Source organism: Arthrobacter sp. Leaf69 (assembly GCF_001422645.1).
Classification (GTDB): domain Bacteria; phylum Actinomycetota; class Actinomycetes; order Actinomycetales; family Micrococcaceae; genus Arthrobacter.
This window is the reverse complement of sequence record NZ_LMLR01000013.1, coordinates 314751-339832: the sequence shown is the minus strand read 5'-3', so window position 1 is coordinate 339832 and position 25082 is coordinate 314751. Positions and strand designations below refer to the sequence as shown.

The window sequence follows — 25082 nt, the reverse complement described above, 5'->3', positions numbered from 1 at the left end:
CGCCCATGTCGGATCACATTTCTGGCCCCCGGGCGCTGGCCAACGCAATCGCCGACATCACGGATGTCTTCGCGTTTCCGAGCCCGGACCGGGCGAATCATCTGGTCCTCGTGATGAATACCCTGCCGTTCGCAAAGGTTTCCAACGCGTTCTCGGAGGGTCTCATCTACCGGTTCCGGCTGCGACCGCTTACGGCTAATGCGCCCGGCGATCGGGCGCCGTTTTCTGCGGGTCCCGAAGTGGGCGCCGAGGAGTTCGTGTTCGACTGCGTGTTCTCCCCGCCGTCCAGCGCGGAAGGGCAACCGTTCGAGCAGGAGGGGACCTGCACCACGCCCTCCGGCGAGTCTGTCTCGTTCCGGGTCAATGATGAGGATGGGGGTTCCGGACACGGGGTGCGGGTGTTCGCCGGTGCGCGCTGGGATCCGTTTATCCTGGATGCTCCTGCGGCGCTGAAGACGGTCGCGACCGGCCAGCTTGCCTTCGCTGAGCTCGGGGCGATCTATATGGACGGCAAGAACGTCCTCGGGCTGGTTGTCGAGATCGACTGCTCACTGTTGGGGGGTCCGACACTCGTAGGCGTCGTCGCCGAGACGCTGACGCGTGGGACGTTCAACGTCCGTATCGAGCGCGTCGGGCGTCCCGAGGTGAAGAACCTGATGCTCGGGCCCAAGCAGTTCGATCCGGTCAATCAAGACCTTGAGATCCGCGACCTGTACAACATGGAGGATGCGTTCCACATCCAGCACGGCTATGAAGGTGCCTACCGGGCACGGCTTAACGCCAACCTCGCCTTCTGGGACGGTCTCGACGGGAGGACCGACTGGCCGACAAACGGCGAGGGCCATCCGCTGACCGAACTCGTGCTCGCCGATTACCTGGTCCTCGACGTCACCAAGCCCTACCAGGAGAAGGGCTCATTCCTCGAGATCGAACTCGCCGCCCGCCAGGGTCGGGCCCACGAGACCTGTGGCGGGCGGGCGATTAATGACGACGTCATGGACAAATTCTTCACGACGCTGATCAACGCCGGCAACGGTCCGGTCATCAGCGATGGAGTCGATAAGTCCTCCCGGCCAGCCTCACGCAGCTTTCCCTACCTCTCCCCTCCCAACCCCAACCCGCCCGAGAAGCCGGAACACCACTGACCATGCCCGGGAACGACTGGGTCACCCTCGAGCTCGACGACATTCAGAGCGGTGCACTGCACGAGCGCCCTTCACCGTACGTCGGCGTCTACCTGCTGCTGCGGATCGATGACCGTGCCGCCGGGCGCGAACTCGTCCGGCGGCTGCAGGCGGTCGTCGACACGGGTACACCCTCGCCCGATCCTGCGCACGACGCGTGGATGACCGTCGCGTTCACGTTTCACGGACTCAAAGCGCTCGGGGTGCCGCAGAGCTCGCTTGACAGCTTCGCACCCGAATTCCGCGAAGGGATGGCTGCGCGCGCGACGCACCTCGGAGACGTCGGCGAGAGCAGCCCGGAGCAGTGGGAGAAGCCACTCGGCACGGCCGACGTCCATGTCGCCATAGCGGTGCTCGCGCCCGACCTCGCCCGGCTTGAGGCCGTCGCCGAAAGGGCCCGCCGCGCCCATCAGGAGCTGGACGGCATCACGGTCCTCTGGCGCCAGGACTGCTACCAGCTCCCGACCGGGCGTACCTCGTTCGGCTTCAAGGACGGTATCGGGCAGCCAGGGGTCGAGGGCAGCGGCAGGCCGCCATCGAACCCGCACGACCGGCCACTCAAGGCGGGCGAGATCATCCTCGGATACCCGGACGAGACGGGCGAGTTGCCGCCGATGCCGACCCCTGACATCCTGGGCCGAAACGGCACCTATGTCATCTTCCGGAAGTTGCACACGAACGTTGCCGCATACCGGCAATACCTCCGCGCGAAGGCTGCGGACCGCGAGGAGGAAGCACTACTCGGCGCGAAGATGGTCGGGCGTTGGCAGGGAGGAGCCCCACTGGCGCTCTCCCCGGAGCGGGACGACCCTGATCTCGGCAGCGACCCGCGGCGGAACAACGACTTCCTCTACGGCGACGATCCCCGCGGCTTCAAGTGCCCCGTGGGCGCCCACGCACGACGAGCGAACCCGCGCGACGCCCTCGATACCGACGGCAGCGTGGACGTCCGCCTGCACCGCATGATCCGGCGCAGCACGAGCTACGGCCCGCCGCTTCCCGATGGAGTGCTGGAGGACGACGGCGCGGACCGCGGCATCATCTTCGTGTGCGTCGGCGCGCACATCAAGCGCCAGTTCGAGTTCGTCAAAACCCAATGGCTCAATGACGGGATCTTCATCGGCGCCCCGAGTGAAGCGGACCCCCTCGTGGGCTCGGGCGATGGCGCGACCAGCTTCACGATTCCCCGGCGGCCGATCCGGCGCCGGCTGCAGGACCTTCCCCCATTCGTGACCACGCGCGGGGGTGAGTACTGCTTCGCCCCGAGCCTGCCGGCGATGCGCTGGCTGGCGGAACTTCCGTGACCCGTCCCGACAAAGGAGAGCACGCCATGAGCACCACCCCCGCGGGCACCGACCGCTGGAAGAAGCTCGATTTCGCCCGGCCTTCCGCCGATGCCGTGGAACCTGAGTCCTCCGTCCTCGTGGACTATCGTAAGGACGACCAGATTGCGGTGATCACACTCAACCGGCCGCAGGCCGACAATGCGATCACGACCGAGATGGGCGCCCGCCTGACGGAGATCGTCGAAACGATCGCCGTCCGCACAGCCGTGCGGGTCGTCGTACTCACCGGCGCCGGTGAGCGGGCTTTCTCCGTCGGCAGCGACCTGCGGCAGCGCAACAAAATGACCAAAGAGGATTGGCTGCGCCAGCGGCAGGCTTTCGATCGCACGCTGTACACCGTGAGACAACTGCGCAAGCCGCTCTTCGCCGCCGTTAACGGGATCGCCTACGGGGGCGGGTGCGAACTCGCCCAGAGCTGCGACTTCATCATCGCCTCCGAAAACGCCACCTTCGGCCAGCCGGAGGCGATGATCGGCCTCTCGGCCGGCGGCGGCTCGCCGGTGTTCCTGCCGCGCCTCCTCGGAACCGGAAGGGCCATGCAAATGCTCATGACCGGGGACCCGCTCACCGCGGCCGAAGCGCACCGCCTCGGCATGGTCAACGAGATCCATCCCCAGCACGAGTTGGCGGACGCGGCGCAGCGCATTGCGGAGACGATCGCGGGCAACTCCCCGACAGCTGTCCAGGCCGTCAAACGGGCCGTGCAGCTCGGAGCGGGGCAGCCGGTGGAGCAGGCGATCGCGATCATGATGGAAGCGCACTGGCGCTCGGCCCTCCATCCCGACCGCATCGAAGGCATCGGCGCCTTCAACGAAGACCGCGAACCCGTCTTCCGCGACGCCGAGTACTGACCAAAACCCACGAGGAGATTAGCCATGGAAACGACCGACGAACTCCGTGCCGCGCGTTCCGCGCTGCAGATGATCAACCCCGCACCGTACAACGCCGAAGCGCCGCCCGCCGCCCTCGCCAGCGACATCACCCCCACCGAGCTCCACTACGTCCGCAGCAACTTCGCGCTGCCCGCCCACGACCGAACGCTCGAGATCGGCGGCGCGGTGGACCACCCCCTGACACTGACGCTCGACGAGCTACGGGCCATGCCAGCGCACGAACGGGCGGTCACGCTCGAATGCGCCGGGAACGGGCGGCTGGAAATGCGTCCGCTGCCCACCGGTGAGCCCTGGGGTGACTACGCCGTATCGACCGCCCGCTGGAAGGGCGCCTTCCTGCATGAAGTGCTGGCAAAGGCGCGTCCGGCCGCCAACGGCGTCGACGTGCGCTTCGAGGGCGCCGACCACGGCGCCTACCACCTCACCCCGGTGCTCGCCGACACCAACAAGGACGACCTGAGTTTCGTCCGCGCTCTGCCCCTGGCCCACGCCGCCGATCCGGCTGCAGAGATACTCATTGCGTACGAGATGAACGGCGAGCCCCTGGGCCAGGACCACGGGGCACCCTTCCGGCTCATCGTCCCGCACTGGTATGCCGTGGCCTCCGTGAAGTGGCTTAAGCGCATCGACGTTCTGACCGAGACGTTTGTAGGCGAGTTCCAGACCGGGCACTACATGTACGAATGGGCAGACCGTGCACCGGAACCCGTCGACCTCATGCGCGTACGGGCGCGCATCACCGCCCCGGCCGCCGGGTCGACCATCGCCGCCGGCACGCATACGGTGCGGGGCAAGGCCTGGTCCGGCACGGGCCCGGTGACAGGCGTCGACGTCAGCCTCACGGGCGCAGGCGAGTGGTACCCGGCCACCGTTCAGCCCCCGTCAGGCCCGTACCACTGGCAGGAATGGTCGTTCGACTGGGAGGCCCACGACATCGGACGCCACACCGTGCGCGTCAGGGCTACAGACGCGGCTGGAAACGTCCAACCCGAAGTCCCGCCGTGGAACCGGCTCGGCTATGGCAACAACGCCGTCGAGGTGGTCTACGTCGACGTCATCTAACTTCCAGGCGCCGGTGGTCCTGGGGCGGGGTCGGGGCAGATGATTGTGTGCAAAAGCGTCCGGTGCTACCCGAGCGGGACACCGGCTATGTCGTCCCTGGTCGCGGCTCGCCCTGGATTCGGGCTGTCACCGACTGTCGCCGACTGCGCGAAGGGAAGCTTTCATGGGAACGGTAATCGGGGAAATTCTCCCTTTGGCGCTCGGCATTGCGATCAGCCCCATCCCGATCATCGCCGCGATTCTCATGCTCCTGTCCCCGAAGGCGAAGGCGGTGAGCGTGGGCTTCCTCGTCGGCTGGGTCGTCGGCATCATCGCCGCCGTCGCAGTCTTCACCCTACTCAGTGGCCTCATTCCCGAGGAAGACCCAGAAGCCTCCAAACCGATCGCGGGGACCATCAAGATTCTCTTGGGCGCTGGGCTTCTCGTCCTCGCGGTACGGCAATGGCGCAGCCGCCCGATACCCGGCGAAAAGGCGGCACTTCCCAAGTGGATGGCCACCATCGATACCGTGACCACCGGGCGCGCAACCTTCCTCGGTTTCCTTCTGGCAGCGGCAAACCCAAAGAATCTTCTGATGGCCATCGCGGCCGGCCTCGTCATCGGCGCCGGTGGACTCACCCGCGCCGAAGAATCCCTGGCAATCGCCATTTTCGTGCTCATCGCGGCCAGTACTGTGGCAATCCCGGTGATCGCCTACCTCATTGCGTCGAAACGGATGACTGCGCCGCTCAAGTCGCTGCGTGACTGGCTCGTGCAGAATAACCCAACACTCATGACGGTCCTTCTGCTCGTGCTCGGCGTGGTGGTCATTGGTAATGGGATCGGAAGCCTCTGAAGCGAAGGCAAGCGACTACACGAGGCGCCCCGAATCCGGCCGAGGACTCGGGGTCTCCCGCATTGCTCTGCAACCCTGACAGCCACCTGTGGGCACGCAGACCTGGGACGAAAACGTACTTGTTACCTCGGTTGAGGACCAGACGGGGTATGTCTAAGAGCCGATGGCGGATGGGTTGATCCTGGCCGGTGAACGGCCCGTTGCCAAACGGTCGCTTCAGAGCCATAACCGGGCTCCTCATCGGATGCGCCCCACGTATCCGCAAACGACCACGACCTCGCCGCCCGGAAAAATGCCCCGGTTGCTCTTGGACCGTCATCGGAGAAGACGTTCACCGACCGGGTACTCCCCCGTGCCGACCGGGCACGCCGCGGGCTCAAGGAAGCGCTAGCCGCCTGACCGTCAACAAGACGCACCAAGTCATGCACTTACCCGGCAGCGGCGCCATGAACAGTCATGACATCAAGAAATGCAGACCAGCAAAGGCAACGACGTTCGCCCAGCCAGCGTCCAGTCATACAGTTAGCGGCGCTCCCGACCATGAACAAGTAAGCAGCGCCATCGCTGCCCGAAACCAAGGAAAGGAGCCGCCGGCCACAGCACCGGCCCACCAACAAAAAAGGCCCCCAAAGGGGCCCACAAGTGAACAGTTTGTGCACACTCAGAGGCCCACAAGCCCCTGAACAGGGAAAACACGTGCCCGAGGTGGGACTCGAACCGGGTTCCAGCCCTTGAATACAAGCCACTCCCCCGCAAACCTCCGCAATCCGGCCCAGTCCGGCACCAGTACGACCCAGTCCGAGACCCAAAGTGTGGACACTGTCCACACCCCATTACTCCCCACCAAGACCGCACCCCGCATTGACAGGGTGCGGCATTTCTCTGTCTCGACAAAGTTGAACAAGCCGTAGGATTCCACGTGCGGCAGCAACCTGGTCATTCCCTCGCTCATAGCGGACTCTTGGGCAGACCGCGCAGGGCTGTCGGTCGCTAGGCTTCTCATAACGATTCCACCTCCGTTCATCCCCTTCATGGTCAGCAGTGTCCAGAGCCGCATGACCGGGCGGTGCCCCTCAGACCCCCTCCCCGCGTACTAGCCAGATGACGAAAGACCCGATATCGGCGTTGGAAGACACTACCAAGTGGTTCTTTGCTCGCGGCGCGTGATGTGACTCTGCGCTTGGCTTCCAGTTCGGCCTTGGCAATCGAGTGTTAAGCCACGAGATTCGCGGCAGCGGTGTCCATGTGCTCCCGGCTCGTCGTCCGGGCAAGGGACGCGTCACCGGTCTCGATCGCCGCAACGATGTCATAGTGCCGGTCAACGCTCATGTTTTTCACGCCCTTGTCCTGGCCCGCGAACATGATGATTGGGGTGTCGGCCACCCCCGCGTTCCAGAGCTCAGTTCTCCTAGATCCGCACCGGGACCGATGGTGCGGTGGCTGGATGTACGGTAGATACGCCAAACGCGGTTGAGGAAGGACTCAGGAGGGGTGCAAAGAACGCGCCCAACTCTGCCGTTGCCGGGAGGGGTAGAACGTTTGCCACGTGCTGGTCCGGGCGCACGTTCACGACTGCGCCGCGGCGGTCCAGACCGCGCAAGTCGGAAATGTCGGCTGACGGGTCGGTGCCGTAGACCTTTTCGTAGCCGGTGAGTTGAACGGGCCGACTTGTGGCTTGAATACTGCCGGTACGGCGCCGATGTCGATGTTGTGGCGCTCTTGTCGGTAGATGACTTTGACGTCGAACCAAGCATCAGGATCAGCGCCTGCCGGCGTGACGGCCAGCGGGGATTCGGGAGATTTCATCATCCACTCGGCGAGCAGTTCAGTGGCCGAGTGAGCGCCTTGGCCTGTCCCCTGCCGTCCCTGCTGAGGTACACCGGAGTCGGCGAAAACGTAAATTCTCCAGCGGCCGTCCGCCGTGGCATGGTGCCCCAGCTGAACGGGACTTACTATCGCTTCCTATGCTGCTTCATTTCTCGTCAGCATTGCCGCTTCGACACGGACTCTCCAGGGTCACAGAGCACCGCGAGGCAGAGTTGGACTTGCCCAAACTCCGATATCTTATTCCGCGAGAACTCGTCGCTTATCTGGCTAACCGACGACAGCCTTGTCTGAATATCGGGCTGTCAAACACTACGCAAGCTGTGTCAGGCGGAAACAGAAGAAGATCAACGCATTCAACCCCGAGCCTCGTCAGTAGCACAATGCCGCGTCCGGAGAGCGTGCGGAATCGGCTGCTCGGTGGACGCGGTCACGGGTTTCTTGTGGAATTCCGTTTCCCGGTCCGCCGTTTAGGACAAAGGAAACCGTCGTCCGAGAGACTCCGACATGCTCATGGTTCTCCAGTTGGTGTGAGCGCTTTACCCCGAGGGGAAACCCTGGGGCATCGAACTGTGCTGCCGGTTTGTTGGGCGGTGACGGGTAATCCGTGTCAGGCGACTACTGGGACTAACGGGGTGCTGGCAGCTGCCTTCAGGGTGAACCCCTCGGTTTCTGCCTGGTCGCGGGTGATGCCCGTGCCGGCGGCGAGTAGTTTGCGGGCCGCCATATGGTCCGCGGGCGCGTTGACCGATTCCACAGCCGTGAGGACGCCGTCCCTGAAGCAGAGGACGGAGAACTTAGCTGCCGCCTGATCACCCAGGACCAGCGTGTCGTCATCGGGTCGTGCGAGCCCTGCCATCTGCAGCCGGTATGGGCCCTGCGTGGACCAGAACCAAGGCAGCTCCGTGTACGGGTGGTTAGCCCCTAGGACCGTGCGTGCGGCATGACGGGCCTGATCGGTGGCATTCTGGACTGACTCCAGACGCAGACGGACCTGGGCGTGTGCGCTGGGGAAACTGGCACAGTCGCCGATCGCCAGAACGGCAGGGTCCGCTGTGCGCAGCGTTTCATCGACAACTACGCCGTTGCTGGTTTCGAGGCCGGCGTCCGAGGCCAGGGTGTCGTTGGGCTGCACGCCGATGCCCACGAGGACCAGATCAGCAGGATAGGAAGCCCCTGTGGTGGACACTGCGGCTCCGACGCGGCCATCCGCGCCGGGCTCGAAGCGGTCAATGCCTTCGCCGAGGCGCAGGTCGACGCCTTGTGAGCGGTGGGCAGCCGCGAACCACTCACCCATGACGGGGGTCAGTGCACGTCCCATCGGGCGAGGCGCGAATTCCAGTACGGTCACGTCGCAACCGTGGGCCAGGGCGGCGGCGGCGAATTCCAGTCCGATGAATCCGGCGCCGATGATGACGATATTGCGGGCGGTGGGCAGCGCCGTGTGCAGCGCTTCTGCATCTGTCAGGGTTTTCAGTCCATGGATGCCGGCCAGGGACGCGCCCGGGCAGTTCAGCACCCTGTTTCGGGCGCCGGTCGCGAAGACGAGGTGGTCGTAGCCGAGCGAACCGTCAGTGAGCCTCACCTTCCGTTCCGCCCGGTCGATGGCGAGTGCCTGGGCGCCTTCATGGAGTGTGATGTTCTTGTCCACGAAAAAGGAAGCGCCGCGCAGCGGCAAGGGAGCCGGCGCCCGGCCCGGGGCCAGGTAGTCCTTGGACAGCGGCGGGCGCTGGTAGGGCAGTCCGGATTCCTCGGCGATCACATGGATCTCGCCCCCGTACCCCTCGGTCCTCAACGTATCGGCGACCTGTAGGCCGGCCTGTCCGCCGCCAATGATGACAACGCTCATGTCGTTGCCCCGCTTTTAGAGTTGGCCGGCAGGGATGTCGACGACAATCCCTGACAGTTCTGCGTCGATTTTGATCTGGCAGCCCAGCCGTGAGCTGTCCATCCGCTCCGCGGTGGCGCAGTCGAGCATTTCGTCTTCGTCGTCACTGATCTCGGGCAGCGCCTGTGCATATTGCGGCCGCACGTAGACGTGGCATGTGGCGCACATGGCCTGCCCTCCGCATTCGCCGATGATGCCGTCAATGCCGTTGCTGACGGCGGCGCGCATCAGTGTTGTGCCTTCCTCGACCTGGAGGGTTTGCTGGGTGCCGTTTGGCTGGGTGTAGGTGACGGTGGGCATCGTTGCTCCTTGTATTCGGGGGTGCACTTAGTTCCAGGTGACGGGAAGGCTGGTCAGGCCGCGGAAGACCCAGCCGTCCCAGCTTTCATTCCGCCGTTCGTCTACACGAAGCCCTGGGAAGCGCTTGTAGGCCATCGGTGCGGCAATCTGACCGATGGAGGTCTTTGCGGCCCAGTGCCCGGCGCAGAGGTGGACGCCGCTGCCGAAAGCGAGGTGGGGGCGCTTTGGCCGGTGGATATCAAAGTCTGCTGCAGAGGCGCCGAAGTGGGCGGCGTCGTGGTTGGCGGATGCAACCACAACGCCTATCCCGGCGCCGGCGGGGATCCGGACCCCTTCCAGGACGGTTTCCCGGGTCGTTTGGCGCGGGTACATGCCGATCGGTGATTGCCACCTGACGGCCTCGTCAAACACCGACGCCCACAACGAGGGGTCGGCGAGGACCTGCGCCCGCTGTTCGTCGTGGTTGCTGAGGGACCAGACCATGTTGGTGACCATGTGCTGGGGCTCATTCATTCCGCCGGAGATGGTCAGCTTGACATTCGCTGCAACGTTGGATGTTGGCAGCCCGCTGTTTGCGAACGCGGACACCATCGAGGCATCCGGATTCTGCCTGTAGTAGGGGATCAGTTCCCTGAGTAAAGCATCGGCCTCCGCGGTCGAAGCGTCACACCGGTCCCAGATCGACTGATCGTCCAGGACGTTGCCCATGCCCGCGATGAAGTCGTGGGACCAGCGGCGGACCTGCTCCACTGATACATCCTTGAGCCCCAGCAGGTCGATGAGGTTCTGCGAGGCCACAGGGGCGGCATAGTCCCGGTTCAGGTCCGCCTCCTCTGGGCCAAGCTCGGCGACATTCTCAAGGTAGGTTTCGGCGTTGCGCTCAAAAACCGGGCCCCAGACTTCCTTGATGGACTTGGGACGAAGAAGAGGATTCACCGGTGCCCGGTCTACTGAATGCTCCGGATCATCCTTGCGCAGCATCGGCTGGGCACCGATGGCCCGGGTCATCGTTGCGCCGGAAACGTTGGCGCTGAAGATCTCCTGATCCTGTTCCACCGTGTGGCAGCCGCCGTAGCTGGTGACGAGGAACTTGTTAAGCTGCGGAACCCAGGCGACCGGCGACTCTGCCCGCAGCCGGGCATAGGTCGGGTAGGGATTCGATGCAAGTGCAGCCACGTCAACCCAGTCAGCCACGGGGTAGTCGGCGGCGTCCTGCGAAGCGGTGGTTCGAGCTTGATCGCTACGACCGCGCACCGAGGCCGCGTCATCGCTTCGGGTCTCCGAGTTCCCGTGGAAGGGGCACTGTGCGGCTTGTGTCGTCATTGTTGTCTTACTCCTACTGGCACGTCGTTGTGTAGCCGGTCCTGCTGGCACTTCCTTGTGTAATCAGTGTCACAGGCAAACTTTCTCTAGTAAACTGCGAATATCAGCAGAAGTATTTCGATTCTTTAGGAGAAGTGATATTCGTGCCGAAATTCACGTTTCGTCAGCTCGAACTCTTCGCCGCACTGCCGGAACACACCACCCTGGGATCCGCGGCGCAACAGCTCCACATCTCCGAATCCGCGCTCTCGCATGCCATCAGCGAGCTGGAGGCAGCGTTGGGGGAACAACTGTGCATCCGGAGGAAGGCCCGGGGCATGCACCTGACGCCGACTGGGCGCCACTTTGCGAAGCGGGCCAGGGAACTGCTTCGAGAGGCCAGTGCACTGGCAGACGGATTGGGTGAGATCCGCGGCGAGCTGAAGGGGCCGATGTCGCTGGGCTGCTATACGGGCCTGGCAAGCAACGTCCTGCCCGCCGTGCTTGAGGGCATGGCAAGCCTCCACCCCAAGGTCGAAATCAGCATCACGGTAGGAGACCACGCCAACCTTTTGCCGGCACTTGAAGATGGAACGCTGGACACGGCCATCGTCTACGACATTGGCTTGCCAGCGGACGTTGAGCGCAGGGTCATCTACAAGACCGAAGTCATGGCCGTTCTGGGGGCCAACGATTCACTTGCTGAAGAAGACGACGTGGATCTCGCTGCTCTGTCGACCAAGCCACTCATCATGCTCAACACGGCCCCCAGTACGGAATATACGCAGTTGATGTTCGCTCAGCGTGGGCTCAAGCCAAACGTGGGTGCAATAGTCCCGCAAATCGATCTTGTCCGGGCCATGGTCGGACGGGGGCTCGGCTATAGCCTCCTAATGTCGCGGCCCAACCAGATCCCGGTTTCCAGCGAGGGCAAGGGACTCGTGACCCGGCACCTTCGCCCCCGCGCCGGCCAGACCTCCGTGGTTGCGGTCTGGCCAAAAGAAACGATGCTGACTGCCCGGGCACTGGCTGTCATCCAGTATGCAGTCGAGGTCCTCGACGCCATTGAACCCGAATAGCGACCGCCGGGCGCCAGAAGAATCAAGACCGAGGGTCGGCGCCCACCCCATTCCTGGACGGACTCAACAGTGAGAACCCCTGCGCGGGCTCGAGCCACGCGAAGTCTTTGGAGACGTCCAAACCATCAGCAAGTCAGTCAGCTGACCTCCCAAGGGTAATTACCGACATCGATTCGAGACCTTCTCGAAGGGCGTGCGTCCATTGGGTGGCTTGATGGCCTGGTGGCCCAGTCCTCCCGTTTGCGCGCTATCGCAGCGATGTCCTCAAACGCCCCGCCCGCCGAGAGGACGAATTCCACGCCTCGGCGGGCGCATAACGATCGATGATTTCGAAAGCAATTCCTGATCCTGTCTGGGCGGGCGTGGGTGTCGGTGGCCCGCCCGTTGCCTGCCGGCCGATCTGCTCCCCCGCGCTGCGTCAAGGGCGCCGAGGTTCTGGCTGGCGGCTATCAGCCCGAAGGTGCGGTTTCTTCTACGCCCCAGCAGTGCTCGCCGGTCTGCTCCTGGGATCAGGCTGCGTTGCGTGCTGGCTCTCGAGTGGACGCCTGGCTAATGACCACGTGGTTCCGGAAGCAGGAACGCTCTCTTACCAGGCGGACCGCTCCCGGGATTCCCCGAACGGCACTTCTTCACTGAGTTCTAGGACGTACAGGCCTGCGTGATGGCGGGTGACCAAAATGCAGGCGGGCCGGCGGTTCAGGGCCACTTCGACGAGCGACGACTCAGCCTCGTTCAGTAACTTGTCGACAAGATTTGGGTCAGCCGTGGACACCTCGCGCCACTCTTCCGAATATTCCAGGAGGGAAGGGCTTTGATCGTGTACCGCGGATCTGGTCGGAGTCGGGTTGGGAAGTACCGTCAGATGGGACATAGTGTGACGCCATCCCCGCGCAGGAACAGCCGGCGGCCAGCCGTTCCGTTCTCGATCACCCAAATCAGATGCCCGCGGTCTCCGACCGCGTCTACCCATCCGGCGTACTGGAGATCCCCCAGACACACCTCGACGCCGTCGCCTGGGCTCAGGTATTCCCATTGGTGGTTGGGACGCTGGGTGGGCCGTGGCTGAAGCGTGGCACCAGCATTCATCGCATACTCACTATTTGTCCCTCCGGTTCCTTGTGAGTGGGTTGGATGCGGCGGCCGCATGTTTTGCACGTGCGGCCGCCGCAGGTGATGGAAAGGAAGCGTCAGATAATGGCGGCCTTCAGTTCTTTGGCGGCCAGGCTGGGATCCGCGGCTCCGTAGATTGAGCCGCCTGCTACGGCCACGTCCGCCCCCGCCCGCTGGACAGCGTTGATCGTCGAGAGGTTTACTCCTCCGGCTACTGAGAAGGGGACGCGCGCTTCTTCGCCGGCGGCCAGGAGCCCCTTGAGGTCATAGCCGGGCTGTGACTGCTCATCAAGGCCGGCGTGGAATTCCACGAACTTGGCGCCAAGGGCACGCGCTTCCTTGGCGCGGGAGACTTTATTGGATACCCCAATGAGGTCCACGACGATGCCTTTGCCGTGCGCACGGGCGGCTTTAACGGCGCCGGCGATGGTCGAGTCGTCTGCACTGCCCAAGACCGATACCAGGTCGGCGCCGGCTTTGAAGGCGATGTCGGCCTCCAATTCTCCGGCGTCCATGGTCTTCATGTCAGCGAAAACGATTTTGTCGGGGTGGGCATTCTTGATGGCGGTGACAGCGGAGAGGCCTGCAGCCTTTATCAGGGGTGTTCCGAGTTCGATGATGTCCACGTATTCGGCTACTTTGGCGGCCAATTCGAGGGCGTCTTCGACGGTGAGGAGGTCCATTGCAACTTGGAGTTTCATGATCGGCTCTTTCTTTAGGAATTGTGGGGCAAAAGGAATTCGGGGGTTGTTGCCGGGTGTTTCCGCTGCATCAGTCGTCGCCTCCGTCGTCGCCATCCTGAGTCCTGCTACTCGAGATTGGCGTGCCGGGTCCAGAGCTGTTCGGCAGAAATGCTGGTTTCCTCCCAGAGGGCTTGGAACACCGCTTCGGTGGCGAGGAATAGCACTTGTTCGAAGAGGCTTCCGGAATATTGCCGGGACGCACCCGATTGGTGGTCGGTTTTCTGCGCGGCCGGGATAACCACGAGCATGTCGGATACTGCAGCCAGTGGGGATTTTGTGTTGGCAGTGAATGCGGCCACCTTTGCACCGACCTTTGCCGCAGTTTCTGCCGCCTTCACCACGGTTGACGTTGTTCCGGATCCAGAGGCCACCACCAGCAGATCCCCGGCGCGGATTGCAGGAGTGGTGGTGTCCCCTGCGATGTGGACCGTGAGGCCGAGATGCATTAGCCGCATAGCGGCCATCCTGAGAACCAGGCCACTGCGGCCTGCCCCTGCGACGAACACCCGGTTACCGGTGGTGAGATGGGTGGCCAGGTGAGCAAGTTCCTGTTCATTGATGCAGTCTGCCGTCTCTCCAACCTCGCCCCGGATCAGAGTGAAGCTGTGGCCGATGGCGCCCGCGGTTTTTTGACTGACAGGTGTTGCTGTTGGCATGGTTCCCAATGTCTCTCCTTTGACGGGGTGAGCCGTATTTAGCCAGCCGTTGAGTCGCTGGATGTTTTATCCTCGATACTTCCCGGCGCACATCACCCATTGCGGCGGGCCGAACCTGTCCGAAGCCGGTAGCGGTGCCGCTTAGGGTGATACCGCGTGCCGTTCAAGGGCAAACCGGGCATATTCTTCCAACAGCACGGGATCATCCACCGACCCGAGATCTGCAACCGTTTCCAGCCGCGCTCCTTGCAGAAGCCGCTTGATGGGGACTTCCAGCTTCTTTCCGGTGCGGGTATGCGGAATTCCGGGCATGAAGACAATCTCGTCGGGCAGGTATCGGACGGAGAGGTTCTCGCGGATGGATCTGGTGATCGCCTCTTGGGTCACGTCCGGCTTGGCGCCGTCGGCCAGGTGGACGAACAGCGGCATGTAGTAGTCAGTGCCGAGTTCCGCGCCGACAACCAGTGCCTCGGCGACTTCCGGCAGCGATTCGACCACCATGTAGATGTCTGCCGAACCGAGCCGGAGCCCGTTTCGGTTGAGGGTCGAGTCGGAGCGGCCGTGGATGAGGATGCCCCGGTGCGTGAACTCGATGTAGTCCCCGTGCCGCCACACTCCCGGATACATGCCGAAGTAGCTCTCGTGGTAACGGGTGCCGTCGTCTCCCCAGAAGCTCAGCGGCATTGAGGGCATTGCCTTGGTTACCACCAGTTCGCCCTTGCCCCGGGTGGGATTGCCGGCTTCATCCCACGACTCCACACGCACTCCGAGGGCTGGAGCCTGGATGTAGCCGACATGCACCGGCAGTGTCGGGGATCCTCCTACGAAGATGGAGGCGATGTCGGTTCCACCGCTCATCGAACTCAACCAGATGTCACCCACATTGCCGTAGACCCAGCGGTAGCCGTCGGCCGAGAGCGGCGATCCGGTGACCTGAAGGGATTTCAGGGCACCCAGGTCGTGTTCGCGCATCGGCACCAGGGCGGCCTTCGCGCAGGAATGGACAAATCCGGCACCCACACCGAGGACTGCGACCTGCTCGGCGGCGGCAATCTGCCACACCCGGTCGATCGACGGGAAGGTGGGGTTTCCGTCGACGAGCACCGCCGTCGCCCCCACGCCCAGTGCGGAGACGAGTGCGTTCCACAGCACCCAGCTTGTCGAGGCCACATTGAGGTAGCGGTCCCCGGGCCGCAGGTCGGAGTGGATGAGGAGCATTTTCATTTCCTCAAGCAGCGCTCCGCCATGGCCATGCACGATGCCCTTGGGGATGCCCGTTGTCCCGGAGGAGAACAGGACCCACAGGGGGTGGCTGAACTCGACGTCTTCGAAGACGAGCTCCGCCGGTTCGGCCACGGCCTGTGCCCAGTCCACGGCCGGAACCTGGGTTGGGATGCTCGGGATGGAAGTGTGCCGCCCCACCCAGATCACGTGCTCGAGGGTGGGGAGCTGGGTGAAGATTTCCTCCAGCTCCGCCCGGCGGTCCCGGTCCTTCCCGCCGAGCATGTAGCCCGGGGCGGCGATGACAATCTTTGGGCCGAGCTGGGCGAAGCGCGAAACGATGGCGCCCGGGCCGAACTCGGGGGCGCAAACGGACCAGATCGCGCCGATCGAGGCAGCGGCGAGCAGCCCGACGACGGCCTCGGCAACATTCGGGAGGATCCCGACGACCCGGTCCCCGTGGCCGACACCGCGGGCACGGAGGTGCGCGGCGAGGGAGGCCACCTCGCGCCTCAGCGCATTCCAGGTGACCTCCTCGCGCGTCCCGTCCTCGGCGATGCCGATGAGTGCGGTCCCCTCGTGGCCCTGCAGCAGGTGCCGGGCGAAATTGAGGGTGCGCCCCGGAAACCAGCGCGTGTTCGGCATGGCGTCGGTGGAGTAGACAGGCCCTGCCGCCCCGCCGAACTCGACTCCCGCAAATCGCGCAAAGAGTTCCCAGAACTGCTCCGGCTCATCCACCGACCACTGCCAGAGCTCGTCGTAGCCGGTACCGACGTCGATGCCCTGCCCGCCGAGGAAGTCGGCGAAACGTCCGACACCTGTCTCCGCGCCGCCCTCCGGTTCGGGTTGCCAGATCACCTCGCCGTCAGCGGCATGGGCGTCGGTGATCATGCGGTCTCCAAGGGCTGGGAGGCCAGCTGGCGCTGCTCGGCGATCTGGGCTGCAGTGACGGGCTCGGTTCCGATCAGCACGAACAGTACCCGGGCCGTGGTGTCGGTGCGGTTGGACCACGCATGGCTGGTGGCGCGCTGCACCGCCACGTCGCCGGCGCGCATGGTCGCCTCACCTTCGTCGACCAGCAGGGTGATCTCGCCCTCGAGAACGACGGCGTAGTCCAGCGAGTGGGTGCGGTGGAACCAGAAGTGCTTGGATCCGCTGTGCTCGGCGCCTGCCTCAGCCTCGTCATGCCCGTCGAGCTCGCTGAAGATCACCGAGCCCGCCTCATCCGGATAGACGGAGTCCGGCGGGAAGTCGGCAATTCGCAGGATCGTCTCGCCGGCGGCGGGAAAGCTGGGAATCTCGGCGTCGGCCGTGGCCGGGTCGGCGTCAGTGACGTGGTCGATGGGTCCGGCTGCGGTCAGCCATGGCACGGTGGCACCGAAACCCGGAATCACTTCCGAGGACCAGTGGTTGGGCGCGGCCCCGTCCGAGAGGATGATGGCGCGCCCCTGGTCGTCGTGCCCGGTGACGATGCGACGGACTGGGGGCCGGGTCATCAGACCACCCATTCTTCGTGGGGGTAGGTGCGGGGCTCGGGCCACCAGGGGGCCTTTTGGCGTTCGGTGGAGATCGGGGTGCGCAGCGTGCCGACGCCCTCGAGCTCCAACTCAATGACGTCGCCTGGCTTCAGGAATTTGCCGATCTCAACGCCGGCGCCGAAGCCCATGGTGCCGGAACCGATGAGGTCGCCCGGCTGCAGCCGGTCGGAGATCGAGACGTAGGCCAGCAACTCGGCGGGGGTGTAGACGAAGTCCTCGACCTTGGTATCGGAGAGCACCTCGCCGTTGACGCGGACCTGGCCGCGCAACCCCTCGATGGAGTCAATTTCGTCCATCGTGGTGACCCAGGGGCCGATGCCGTAGCCGAAGTCCTTGCACTTCTGCGGGCCCATGCCGATCGCCATTTCCGCGCCTTGGATATCGCGTGCGCTGAAGTCGTTGAAGACGGTGATGCCAAAGAGGTGGTCCAGCGCCGTGTCCGGGGTCAGGTCACTTCCGGACTTGCCCACGACGTAGCCGACCTCGAGTTCCCAGTCGAGGGCCTCGGTGAAGTCGGGGTAGGGCAGTTCCTGATTGTGGCCGTAGGACATGGCAGTGGTGCCCTTGAAATAGCCCGGACGCTCGTAGATGGAGCGTGCCGGCTGGGCCTTGGCAACGATGCGGTGGAAGTTCTGGATGTGCTGCTCGAAGGTCAGACCGTCGCGGATGACCGGCGAGTCCACCGCCGCGCGCCATGAAACGTCGTCGATGGCGTACGAAGCGTCGTCTGCTGCGGCAAGCGCCTCGTGGGCAGAGTCCAGGAAGATGGAGCCTCCGCCGATTCCCGCTGCCAGGCTTCCGGGAAGCACCGCCAGGGCAAGTGCCCGGGCGCGATCCGGCTCGGCGCCCTTGCGTTGCAGCGTCAGGGCATAGGCGCGGGCAAGGTCAATAACCCGGCCCTGCTCCGGCTGGGCCGCGACGAGTCGAATCTGTTCGCCGTCGGGCGTTGGCACTGTTATACGTCCCAGTTTCATGGTTGCTCCTCAAAGTCTCTCATACGATACGTACAGTATCGCATCGGGTTTACGGAGTTGCAATAGACAACTTCGTGCGGGTGAAGCTCAGTTACCGATAGTGCCGGAAAGGGTGGCCCTCAGGAGTGGTTCGCCGTCGCAGAGCTCCTCCAGACCAATGTCCGGCGGGAGCATGCCCAGGCTTCGGCGAATCTCGGTCAGCAACTCCAGTCCGCAGCGATCCACCGTGAGCGTAAGGGCGCGCGTGCCCCAGGCCGCCGCGGCCGCCGCTTGGTAACCGCGGCGTTCAAGCAACTCGATGCCCTGCGCCTCGGCCATGGACTGTCCGGCCTCTACCCCGCACACCAGTGCGCGCAGGTAGCCTTCCAGTTCCTCGGATTCGAGAAGCTCGGCGCGGACCACCAGACCTTGGCCAGGCAATTCCGGCAGCAGGGCATTGACATCCACCACGCGCCGCATCCCGGCCTGTTCGGCCAGTTTGTCGAACGGTGGCCCGAGCAGGGCCGCGTCGACTTGGCCGCCGAGCAGCGCGTCCAGTCGTTCGCGCACGCCTCCGACCACCACGTAGTTGACCTCGACGCCGGCGTCGAGCAGCAGGCGCTTGGCGATGAGCGCGAAACCGTTGTCGGGGGCGTCCACCGCGAACCGGCACCCGGCCAGGTCCGCGAGGGAATCCGCGTCGCCGCGGGCATGGAGGCCCAGCGGCGTGGTCGCCTCGATCTGGGCAACCAGGCGCAGGTCGGCCCCTGCCCGGGTCCATTCGAACAGGTTGTCGATCGCCGTGACTACCATGTCCTGCTCCCCGGCAAGCAAGGCCCTCAGCTGTTCGGCGCTCGAGGTGGTCCGGGTGGGCAGCACCTCTGATCCTCGCAGGAATCCCAGCTCGTCCGCCAGCAGATAGGACACCGGCGGGACGAAATGGCTTTGGCGCAGGATCACGGGGCGGCCCCGCCGGCCGCGGCGACCGCGTCCGGGCGATCCACATACCAGGGCGGCAACTGCCCGCTGGGCCCACGGACCGTTGAACGCTGGGTACCGAGTTCGCTGATTTCCGCCTCCATCACGTCGCCGTCCCTCAGGAAACGGCCCCAATGCGAACCGTTTCCCGCCGGCGAACCGGTGATGAGGACATCCCCGGGCAGCAGCACGGCCATCGAGGAGGCGTAGGCGATCAGGCTCGGGATGTCGAAGAGCAGGTCATCGGCCAGGGCGTCCTGCATCGGCGTGCCATTGAGGCTCAAGCGGATCCGCAGCTTCGCCGGGTCCGGGATGAACCGCTTGGGCACCACGTAGGGGCCGGTGGGAAAGAAGGTCGGCTGGTTCTTCGCCCGGAACCAGTCGGTGCCCATCATCGCGATGTCGTTGCGCGGTACGAGCGTGCGCGCCGTGATGTCGTTGACGATCGTATACCCGGCCACGTAGTCGAAAGCGTCGTCGGCCGAGACCCGGTGCGCCCTGCGGCCGATGACAACGCCGAGTTCCAGTTCCCAGTCGACGTTGCCGCCGACATCCGGCAACTGCACGTCATCGTAGGCGCCGCAGACCGCCGAGGGGATCCCGGTCCAGACGTAGGGGTCGCCCGAGCGGCCGCGCTCATCGATTTCGGCTGCCGCGTCAGCGGCCAGTTGCGTCGCATCGGCCCCTTCCTTGCCGAGCTTGTGGGCCACGCTCATCTGCAGGACGTGCTCACGGTAGTTCGCCCCCGCGGCGATGATGGTGCCCACCGGCTGCACCGGCGGCAGCACTTTCAGCTCCTCGACTGGGCGTGCGCCCGCCGCTGCCGGGTCGATGGACTCGAGCGTATCCAGGTGCGCGTCCCACTCGGCGAACAGGTCCCCGATCCGATTAATGCCCGGCACCACCGTGCGCAGGTCAACGACGGTGTTACCGAAGACGGCCCCGGGAAATTGTTCCCCGCAGTCCTCGAAAGTGCCCAGCATGAATCCGTTCACGCGCGCTTCTTCCATGAATCCTCCATTTGTCATCGTCTGGTGCAGCTATACCGGAGGCGGGACGAACAGGCCCTTGTCGCGGTCGTTGAACATTTCACGGGCGATAAATTCGTCCATGTCGCCGCCGGTTCCCCATTGGTCGGAGGTCTCGGGGTCGCGCGTGTCAAAGATGCTTGGATGCCACGTATCCTCATCCACCGAATCCAGCTCGGTGGTGTACTCCATGGTGTTCCCGTTGGGATCGTGGAAATAGGTGAAGGTGTTGTCCCCTGCCTTATGGCGGCCAGGGCCCCAGATCTTCTTGAACCCCGAACGCAGCAGCTTGCCGCTGCCGCGCATGTACTCGTCGATGCCGCGCAGCTCGAAGGACGCGTGCTGCAACGAGGCATGCGGGCCGCGGGAGATCGCTATGGAGTGGTGCTGCGCATTGCAGCGCATGAAGTAGAAGAGGTCGCCCATGTGCGGGTGGTTCAGGGTGTCGGAGAGACGGAAGCCCAGGTGCTGCTCGTACCAGGCGCGCATCTTTTCCGGTTCCGGGGAGTTGAGGACCACGTGGGAGAGCCGCACCGGGATGGCCTCGCGTTCCTCGATCTTGCGGTGCTTGCGCACCTCGACGTCGGAGGAGACCTCGATGGTGCGTCCCTCCAGGTCGAAGAAGCGGAAGCCGTATCCCCCGCCGAGGGTCTGGACGTCATCGGGTTCCCCAATGAGTTTCACGCCCTTGGCAATGAGGTCCGAGGCGAGTTGGTCTACCGAGGCCTTGTCCGCCGCGCCGAACGCGACCATGTCAAGGCGCTTCTCCTCGGCCTTGCGCACGCGGACCGAATACTGTTCAGGGGAGCCCTCGGCGGCGAAGTAGGTCACGCCGCCGTCGTTCTCCATTTCGGTGAGTCCCCAGTGGTTCTTGTAGAACTCGACCTGCTTCTGGTAGTCGGGCACCGCGATGTCGAAATGCCTCAGGTGTGTGATCGGGCTGAATGCCATGATGGTCTCCTGTGTTCTGTCTGTTAGACGCGGATGTGGGTTTAGATGGGTGCCGGCACGTTGCGGCCGACCTGCGGAATGCTGCCGATGAGGCGTTCCAGGGCCTCGGGGGTGTCGCCGAGGCCCAGGATGTAGCGATCCGGACGAACGACGACCAACCGGGCACCGGCGGCCTCAAGTATCTGGCCGACCTTGGCCGGATCGAAGAGCACCACAACGTCGTCGTTTTCCTCCAACTGGTTGCGCAGCGGGGCCGGGAGCCCGGCGTAGAGCTCGGGGGTGGTTGCCACCAGGAAGCGGGAATCCACCATGTCATCCAGGCGCACCCCGTCGGCGAGGATCGGCTGAATGCTCAGGCGTCCGGCACGTTCGTCGGTGCCACCCTCGTGGAGGCCCGGTCCCAGCGGGGGTGCAACGGGTGCCGACGCCGCCGGGTTCGCCCTGATGAAGGCATCACGCTGCTTGGCGACCTCGGCGTCGGTGGTCTGCAGGAAGCTGGCCGCGTTGACCGCCTGCTCGACCCAGAACCGAGCGTGCGGCAGGCGCTCGGATTCATAGGTGTCAAGGAGAGAATCATCGGCCGCGCCGCGCTTGACGGCGTCGAGCTTCCACACCAGGTTGGCAACATCGCGCAATCCGGCGCACAGGCCCTGCCCAAAGAGCGGAGGGGCCTGGTGTGCGGCGTCGCCTGCCAAGAAGATGTTCCCGGCACGCCACTGTCGGGAAATGCGTCCCCGGAACGTGTAGGTCGCCAGCCTGTCCGCGGTGAACTTGTCTGCCGGCAGCACGCCGTGGCTGATCCGCTCAACGCCCGCGGGGGTCGCAATTACCTCAGGCTCGTCCCCCGGCATCAACATGAACTCCATCCGCACCCGCTTGCCGGGGAGGCGGATCCACAGGGCGGGCCGTGTGTGGTGGCCCAGGAAGATCATGTCGGACGACAGGCCCGGGCTGTCTTCAAGGATCCCGTCCGCGACCAGCCACTGCGCATCCTCGCCCAGTTTTTCGGTCTCGATGTTCAGTGCCTTGCGGCTCTGCGAGCGGGCGCCGTCCGCGGCGATGGCCCAACGGGCGCGAATAAGGGACTCCGCACCGTCCGCGTCACGCACCGCAACCTCGACGCCCTCTTCGGCGTTGCGTACCGAGAGCACGGTCATGCCGCGGCGCAGCTCGACACCGGGCAGTTCCTCGACGACCTCCTGCAGCAGGACCTCGATGTCCGGCTGGTGGAAGGTGAGGTCATCGTGCCAACCCTGGGTGCCGAGCTGACCGGTCGGCACCGACACCAGGACTTCGCGCTCCTCGTTCTCGATGTGGAACGAGGCCATCGGCAACGTGGCCTCGGCAAAGCGCTCGGCCACGCCCAGCGACTGGAGCGTGCGGAAGGTCTCGCCATCGAAGTGCACGGCACGCGCGGTGGGCCATGCCTGGACCTCGCGTTCGACGCCTACGGCGCTCAGGCCGGCGCGGCCCAGCAACGCCAGGGCAGTGACCCCCACGGGTCCTCCCCCGACCACCACCACGTCAACATTGACGACGTTTGCCATCTCGCTCCTTCAGGTTCAGTACGTATCGTTTCGAATAGAATGTAACACGCGTCACTCGCGCACACAAGGGCCCGGGTGGGCTTGGGTTCGCGTCGAGCCCTTCCCTCAGGCCTTCCAAACAGTCTTGAGGTTGCAGAATTCCCGGATGCCGTCAGCGGCGAGCTCACGCCCGAATCCGGAGCGCTTGATCCCGCCGAACGGCAGCTCCTGGTAAGAGACCGTCATGCCGTTGATGAACACCGCGCCGGCGTCAAGGTTGCCCGTGAACCATTCCTCCTCATGGGCGTCGTTGGTCCAGACCGCACTGGAAAGACCGAAGGTGGTCTGGTTGGCGATCCGCAGGGCGTCCTCACGATCCTGGGCACGGTAAAGCGATGCGACGGGCCCGAAGGTCTCCTCCTGGATGATTCGCATCCCTTCACTGAGGCGCGCGAGCACCGTGGGGGCATAGAAGAAGCCGGGGCCCTCGGGAATCGTCCCGCCGGTCAACACCTGGGCGCCCAGGGCGCGGGCGTCCTCCACCAGCTCGGCCAGCTCGTCGCGTCCGGACAGGGTGGCCAGCGGCCCCACCTGGGTCGCGGGATCCAGCGGATCCCCGACCGAAAGCTCCGACATCAGCTGCACGAATTCGGCGGCGAACGCGTCATAGACCTCGGTGTGGACGATGAAGCGCTTGCCGGCGATGCAGGACTGGCCGTTGTTGCTGATCCGCGCACGAACAGCGGTCGCCGCCGCGGCGGAGACGTCCGCCGATGGCATGACAATAAAAGGGTCCGACCCGCCCAGTTCCAGCACGGACTTCTTCACGTGGTCCGCGGCAATGGAGGCTACGGAGCGCCCCGCCGGCTCGGAACCCGTCAAGGTCACCGCCTTGACCCTCTCATCGGCCAGGACTGCGGCCACCTCGGAGCCGCCGATCAGCAGGGTGCGGAACGAGCCGAGCGGGAACCCTGCCCGCTCAAAGAGCGTGTCGAGGAAGAGTGCGGCCTGGGGCACGTTCGATGCATGCTTGAGCAGGCCGGAGTTGCCCGCCATGAGCGCCGGGGCAGCAAACCGGATGACCTGCCAGAGCGGGTAGTTCCAAGGCATGACCGCCAAGACGGTGCCCAGCGGCTCGTAGCGCGTCCACGCACGGCTCGCACCGACCACCGACGGGTCCTTGAGCGGGGCATCGGCCAGGAACTCCTCGGCATGCCCGGCATAGAATCGCATGGCCTTGACGCACTTGTGCACCTCGGCGACTGATTGCGCAATCGGCTTGCCCATCTCGACGGTGATTAATGCGCCCAAGCCCTCCGCTTGGTCCTCCAGGGCGTCCGCCGCAGCGAGCATCCACTGCGCTCGCTCGTCAAAGGTTGTGCCGCGCAGCAGCCGCGCCGCTTCGGTGGCTTCCGCGATGCGCTCCTGGACTTCCTCGGCCGTATGCGGCTCAATGATCATTTCGGTCGAACCGGTGGTCGGGTTGACGGTTGCGATTGCCATGGGTGGGGTCCTCTTCCTTGAGACGTGTTCTCGATCACGACTATATAGGATACGATTCGTATCGGATACTATTTGAGTTCCCATTATGGATCCACCCACGCCCGCAGCCCGTGGACCGGCTGCCCGACATCCAAGGAGTGCCCACGTGAGCACCAATGGCGAGTTGCCTGTCAATCTTCCACTCTTTCTCACCGACGCCGATGTGGCCAGCCTTTCGGACTGGCCGAGGGCGATCGAGGCCATCCGTGCCGCCTACAAGGCCCCCGAAGACGAAGCGAGCACCCCGGGAAGAATCTTCGCCCAGACACCTCGCGAATGGTTGCGGATCATGCCATCGGTGCCGCCCAGCGGCAGTCTGTTCGGCGCGAAGTCAATCGCCGGGTCCTTCGCGGATGGCCTGCGCGTCAGCTATTTGATTTCGCTCTTCAACAAAGACACCGCGGACCTGGTGGCGCTGGTGGACGGAAACCGCGTCACCGGCCTGCGCACCGCCGCTACCACTGCGGTGGGCACCTCCACGATCGTGCCGCAACGGCCGCTGATCGTCGGTGTGATCGGCTCCGGCTTTGAGGCGCGTTCGCACCTGACCGCCTTTTCCCACCTGCTTGAGTTCGCCGACATCCGTGTGTTCAGCCCGACCCCAGCCAACCGCGAGGCCTTTGCCCGCGAGTTCGACGGCACGTTCGGCGCGCCCGCACGAGCTGTCAGCTCGGCCCGCGAGGCCGCGGAAGGCGCGGATCTCATCCTGTGCGCGGCGCGCTCCCGCGACGAGTCCCCGACGCTGCTGGCCGAATGGGTCGGCCCGAACTCCGCGGTGGTTTCCATCGGTTCCACGACCCCCGCCCAGCGCGAGCTGCCGGCGGAGCTTATCGCCCGCGCCGCAGTCGTCGTGGTGGATACCCGCGACGAGGTCGTCCACGGCAGCGGGGACATGATCGCGGCCCGGGCACTCGGAGTAGATGTCGATCCGCTCGTTGTCACACTCAATGCCGTCCTGTCCGGCGAAACCGCCATCGACGCGGAGCACGGGATCCGGATCTACAAGTCGACCGGTTCCGGCCTGCAGGACATCGTTGTTGCCGAGATGCTCGTCACCCGCGCCCGTGCCGAGGGCATCGGCACCGTCCTGCCCGTCGGCATCGTCACCAGCCGCAAATAGACC

Annotated in this window: 21 protein-coding genes and 2 pseudogenes; 7 read left to right on the top strand and 16 right to left on the bottom strand. The window is 64.6% G+C overall.

Features of this window, described 5'->3' with window-relative positions:
- The first annotated feature begins 5 nt into the window (after positions 1-5).
- The 5 genes from ASE96_RS14455 (at position 6) to ASE96_RS14435 (ending at position 5320) form a co-directional block, all read left to right on the top strand.
- On the top strand, positions 6-1145 hold the full coding sequence (locus tag ASE96_RS14455; protein ID WP_056431798.1) for a DUF4331 family protein: 1140 nt from the start codon (positions 6-8) through the stop codon (positions 1143-1145).
- A gap of 2 nt (positions 1146-1147) precedes the next feature.
- Positions 1148-2488, top strand: coding sequence for a Dyp-type peroxidase (locus tag ASE96_RS14450; protein WP_056431795.1), 1341 nt, complete (start codon positions 1148-1150; stop codon positions 2486-2488).
- 26 nt (positions 2489-2514) lie between these two features.
- Positions 2515-3381: an enoyl-CoA hydratase/isomerase family protein gene (locus ASE96_RS14445; RefSeq protein WP_056431792.1), complete on the top strand. Its 867-nt coding sequence runs from the start codon at positions 2515-2517 to the stop codon at positions 3379-3381.
- Between the two features lie 24 nt (positions 3382-3405).
- The gene (locus ASE96_RS14440; RefSeq protein WP_056431790.1) at positions 3406-4485 is read left to right on the top strand and encodes a sulfite oxidase; all 1080 of its coding nucleotides are present in this window, start codon (positions 3406-3408) and stop codon (positions 4483-4485) included.
- 163 nt (positions 4486-4648) lie between these two features.
- Positions 4649-5320, top strand: a complete 672-nt coding sequence (locus tag ASE96_RS14435) for a GAP family protein (RefSeq protein WP_056431787.1) — start codon at positions 4649-4651, stop codon at positions 5318-5320.
- Positions 5321-6532: 1212 nt separating this feature from the next.
- Here ASE96_RS14435 and ASE96_RS18930 read toward each other — a convergent pair.
- The 6 genes and pseudogenes from ASE96_RS18930 to ASE96_RS14415 all read right to left on the bottom strand — a co-directional run.
- Positions 6533-6685 (bottom strand): annotated as a pseudogene (locus ASE96_RS18930) (FCD domain-containing protein); the annotation flags it as partial.
- Between the two features lie 43 nt (positions 6686-6728).
- A pseudogene (locus ASE96_RS18925) lies at positions 6729-7270 on the bottom strand (hypothetical protein); the annotation flags it as partial.
- A 246-nt stretch (positions 7271-7516) separates the two neighbouring features.
- Entirely contained in the window at positions 7517-7669 is a 153-nt protein-coding gene (locus ASE96_RS18920) for a helix-turn-helix domain-containing protein (protein ID WP_082492779.1), read from the bottom strand.
- Between the two features lie 85 nt (positions 7670-7754).
- Entirely contained in the window at positions 7755-8993 is a 1239-nt protein-coding gene (locus ASE96_RS14425) for an NAD(P)/FAD-dependent oxidoreductase (RefSeq protein ID WP_056431781.1), read from the bottom strand.
- Positions 8994-9008: 15 nt separating this feature from the next.
- Positions 9009-9332: a 2Fe-2S iron-sulfur cluster-binding protein gene (locus tag ASE96_RS14420; protein WP_056431778.1), complete on the bottom strand. Its 324-nt coding sequence runs from the start codon at positions 9330-9332 to the stop codon at positions 9009-9011.
- A gap of 27 nt (positions 9333-9359) precedes the next feature.
- Positions 9360-10655 (bottom strand): cytochrome P450, encoded by a 1296-nt coding sequence (locus tag ASE96_RS14415; RefSeq protein WP_156367615.1) that lies wholly within the window; start codon positions 10653-10655, stop codon positions 9360-9362.
- Between the two features lie 143 nt (positions 10656-10798).
- Between ASE96_RS14415 and ASE96_RS14410 the strand changes: the two genes are divergently transcribed.
- Positions 10799-11713, top strand: a complete 915-nt coding sequence (locus tag ASE96_RS14410) for a LysR substrate-binding domain-containing protein (RefSeq protein WP_056432222.1) — start codon at positions 10799-10801, stop codon at positions 11711-11713.
- 1187 nt (positions 11714-12900) lie between these two features.
- On the opposite strand, the gene hxlA is transcribed toward ASE96_RS14410, so the two are convergent.
- The 10 genes from hxlA to ASE96_RS14355 all read right to left on the bottom strand — a co-directional run bounded on the left by hxlA (position 12901) and on the right by ASE96_RS14355 (position 23920).
- On the bottom strand, positions 12901-13524 hold the full coding sequence (gene hxlA / locus ASE96_RS14400; protein WP_056431769.1) for a 3-hexulose-6-phosphate synthase: 624 nt from the start codon (positions 13522-13524) through the stop codon (positions 12901-12903).
- A 107-nt stretch (positions 13525-13631) separates the two neighbouring features.
- On the bottom strand, positions 13632-14222 hold the full coding sequence (gene hxlB / locus ASE96_RS14395; protein ID WP_056431766.1) for a 6-phospho-3-hexuloisomerase: 591 nt from the start codon (positions 14220-14222) through the stop codon (positions 13632-13634).
- Positions 14223-14363: 141 nt separating this feature from the next.
- Entirely contained in the window at positions 14364-16334 is a 1971-nt protein-coding gene (locus ASE96_RS14390) for an acetoacetate--CoA ligase (RefSeq protein WP_056431763.1), read from the bottom strand.
- Positions 16331-16939, bottom strand: coding sequence for a cupin domain-containing protein (locus tag ASE96_RS14385; protein ID WP_056431760.1), 609 nt, complete (start codon positions 16937-16939; stop codon positions 16331-16333). The genes ASE96_RS14390 and ASE96_RS14385 overlap by 4 nt, the downstream gene beginning before the upstream one ends.
- Positions 16939-17955 (bottom strand): fumarylacetoacetate hydrolase family protein, encoded by a 1017-nt coding sequence (locus ASE96_RS14380; protein WP_056431756.1) that lies wholly within the window; start codon positions 17953-17955, stop codon positions 16939-16941. The genes ASE96_RS14385 and ASE96_RS14380 overlap by 1 nt, the downstream gene beginning before the upstream one ends.
- Positions 17956-18042: 87 nt before the next feature.
- Entirely contained in the window at positions 18043-18861 is an 819-nt protein-coding gene (locus ASE96_RS14375; protein WP_162238832.1) for an ABC transporter substrate-binding protein, read from the bottom strand.
- A gap of 29 nt (positions 18862-18890) precedes the next feature.
- Complete coding sequence (locus tag ASE96_RS14370; protein WP_082492757.1) at positions 18891-19922, bottom strand: fumarylacetoacetate hydrolase family protein; 1032 nt, start codon at positions 19920-19922, stop codon at positions 18891-18893.
- Positions 19923-19952: 30 nt separating this feature from the next.
- Positions 19953-20891 (bottom strand): VOC family protein, encoded by a 939-nt coding sequence (locus tag ASE96_RS14365; RefSeq protein ID WP_028276572.1) that lies wholly within the window; start codon positions 20889-20891, stop codon positions 19953-19955.
- 41 nt (positions 20892-20932) lie between these two features.
- Positions 20933-22438 (bottom strand): bifunctional 3-(3-hydroxy-phenyl)propionate/3-hydroxycinnamic acid hydroxylase, encoded by a 1506-nt coding sequence (locus tag ASE96_RS14360; protein WP_056431750.1) that lies wholly within the window; start codon positions 22436-22438, stop codon positions 20933-20935.
- A 105-nt stretch (positions 22439-22543) separates the two neighbouring features.
- Positions 22544-23920 carry an aldehyde dehydrogenase family protein gene (locus ASE96_RS14355; RefSeq protein WP_056431749.1) on the bottom strand — a complete coding sequence of 459 codons (1377 nt, stop codon included), beginning with the start codon at positions 23918-23920 and terminating at the stop codon, positions 22544-22546.
- Between the two features lie 145 nt (positions 23921-24065).
- On the opposite strand from ASE96_RS14355, the gene ASE96_RS14350 reads away from it, so the two are divergent.
- A complete protein-coding gene (locus tag ASE96_RS14350; RefSeq protein WP_056431746.1) occupies positions 24066-25079 on the top strand; it encodes an ornithine cyclodeaminase family protein in 1014 nt (337 codons plus the stop codon).
- Positions 25080-25082 lie beyond the last annotated feature (3 nt).